Origin of the sequence: Arthrobacter sp. Hiyo1, assembly GCF_001263615.2 — a bacterium.
Classification (GTDB): Bacteria; Actinomycetota; Actinomycetes; order Actinomycetales; family Micrococcaceae; genus Arthrobacter.
Window position 1 is genome coordinate 391,490 of the sequence record NZ_DF952469.1, and the last position, 2,272, is coordinate 393,761.

Here is a 2,272-nt window from a genome sequence, read left to right on the forward strand (position 1 = left end):
CTGCCCGCATAAGATTTCTTGCACTTTCCAATTAAAAGTGCAAAACTTTACTTTGTGGAAAATAGTGCAATTAACGACGGCGGACTCCGGGAGCGCAAGCGCGCTCAGACCCGCGCAGCGATCTCCGCCGTCGCGCGGTCCTTGACGGCCCAGCACGGACTCAACGGCTTCACTGTCGAGGAAGCCTGCGAGCAGGCCGGCATATCGCGGCGGACCTTCTTCAACTATTTCCACACCAAGGAAGACGCAGTGATCGGCTCGTTCTCCGACGAGCTTCCCGAGGACGCGCTGGAAGCCTTTAACCGCAATCCCGATCGTGCAGCCGGCACGATCTCCGGCTCGCTGCTGTCCGCCCTGCGGCACTTCACCCTGGCGGTCCTCGAGCGGTCCACCGTCAGCCCTTCGGAGATCCGCCAGCTCATCGCCGCAGTCAAGGCCGAGCCCCAGCTCCTTGGCCGGTTGACCCGTGAAGGCGAAGTCCGCGAGCGCCAATTCGCAGAGCTCATCGCATCCCGTGAAGGCCTCGCCGCGGACCATGCCGAGATCGTCATGGCCGCGGCGGTCTTCGGCGCCGTCACCAAGAAGACAAGCAACAGTTCTTTTCCGAAGAGAACACCGAGCCCTACCGCGAACTGCTGGACCGGAACCTCCACGCAGCCCGTACTCTCTTCGCCCAAGCGCTGGACACCCACCCCGTCGAACCCCAGAAGGACCAACCGTGAGTACCACCCTCAAGACCAAAGCGGCCGCACCGCTGCTCTTGACCCAGAGAAGGATCTGGATCATTTTCTCGGCGCTCATCGCCGGAATGCTGCTCTCGAGCCTGGACCAGACCATCGTGTCCACGGCCATGCCCACGATCGTCGGCAAGCTCGGCGGCGTGGAGAACCAGGCCTGGATCACCACGGCCTACTTGCTGGCCACCACCATCGTCATGCCGATCTACGGCAAATTCGGTGACATCCTGGGCCGGCGGAACCTCTTCCTCATTGCCATCGGCTTGTTCACCGCAGCTTCCATCGGTTGCGCCTTCGCCACCGACTTCTGGGGCTTCGTGATCTTCCGCGCCATCCAGGGCCTGGGCGGCGGCGGACTGATGATCCTGTCGCAAGCCATTATCGCGGACATCGTTCCAGCCAAGGAACGCGGCAAGTACATGGGCCCCCTCGGCGCCATCTTCGGCCTCTCCGCCGTGGCCGGCCCGCTCCTGGGCGGCTTCTTCGTCGATCACCTGACGTGGGAATGGGCTTTCTACATCAACATCCCCGTCGGCATTGCGGCGTTCACGATCGCCTGGTTCACGCTCACGCTGCCGAACAAGAAGGCCGAAAAGCGCATCGACATCCTGGGCGTGCTGCTGCTGTCCGCTGCCACGGCCTGCCTGATCTTTTTCACCGACTTCGGCGGCAAGAAGGACCAAGGCTGGGACTCCCCGCTCACCTGGGCCTTCGGCGCCGGCATGGTGCTTGCTGCCTTCCTCTTCGTCCTTGTGGAGCGTAAAGCCGAAGATCCCATCATTCCGTTGAGCCTGTTCAAGAACCGGATCTTCATCAACGCCACGGCCATCGGCTTCACCCTGGGCTTGGGCATGTTCGCCGCTATCGCCTTCGTGCCGACGTTCCTGCAGATGTCCTCCGGCACCTCGGCCGCCGTCTCCGGCCTGCTCATGCTGCCGATGATGGTGGGACTCATGGGTACGTCGATCTACTCCGGTATCCGCATCTCCAAGACCGGCAAGTACAAGATGTTCCCGATCCTCGGAGCGAGCCTCACGATCGTTGCCATGTTGTGGCTCACGACCCTCACGGCGGCAACTCCGATCTGGGTCATCTGCATCCAGCTGTTCATCTTCGGCGCGGGCCTGGGCTTGATCATGCAGGTCATCGTCCTCGTGGTGCAGAACGCCGTTCCAGCCGAGCAAATCGGCACGGCAACGAGCACCAACAACTACTTCCGCGAGGTCGGGGCTTCCTTGGGCGTCGCCGTCTTCGGCTCGATCTTCACCACGCGGCTCGCTGAGTCCCTCACCAGGGCATTCACAGGCGCGGGTGCTTCAGCCTCACAGGCCGCACAGTCCACCAGCAAGCTTGACCCTCAGACGCTGGCCCAACTGCCGGTCCAGGTCAAGGTCGCCATCGTCAACGCCTACGCCGATTCACTGGCACCCGTGTTTTGGTACCTCATCCCGTTCATCGCCATCGCCCTCCTCCTCGCGATCACGCTCAAGCAGATCCCGCTCTCCGACACCGCCGGAATGGTGGCCAGGGGCGAG

General features: G+C 62.5%; 1 protein-coding gene and 1 pseudogene. Both read left to right on the forward strand.

Annotated elements, in window-relative coordinates; translation table 11 throughout:
• Positions 1-54: 54 nt before the first annotated feature.
• A pseudogene (locus AHiyo1_RS26285) lies at positions 55-189 on the forward strand (TetR family transcriptional regulator); the annotation flags it as partial.
• A 529-nt stretch (positions 190-718) separates the two neighbouring features.
• Positions 719-2,272: MDR family MFS transporter (locus AHiyo1_RS06215; protein WP_059387957.1), on the forward strand; the 1,554-nt coding region annotated here is incomplete at its 3' end.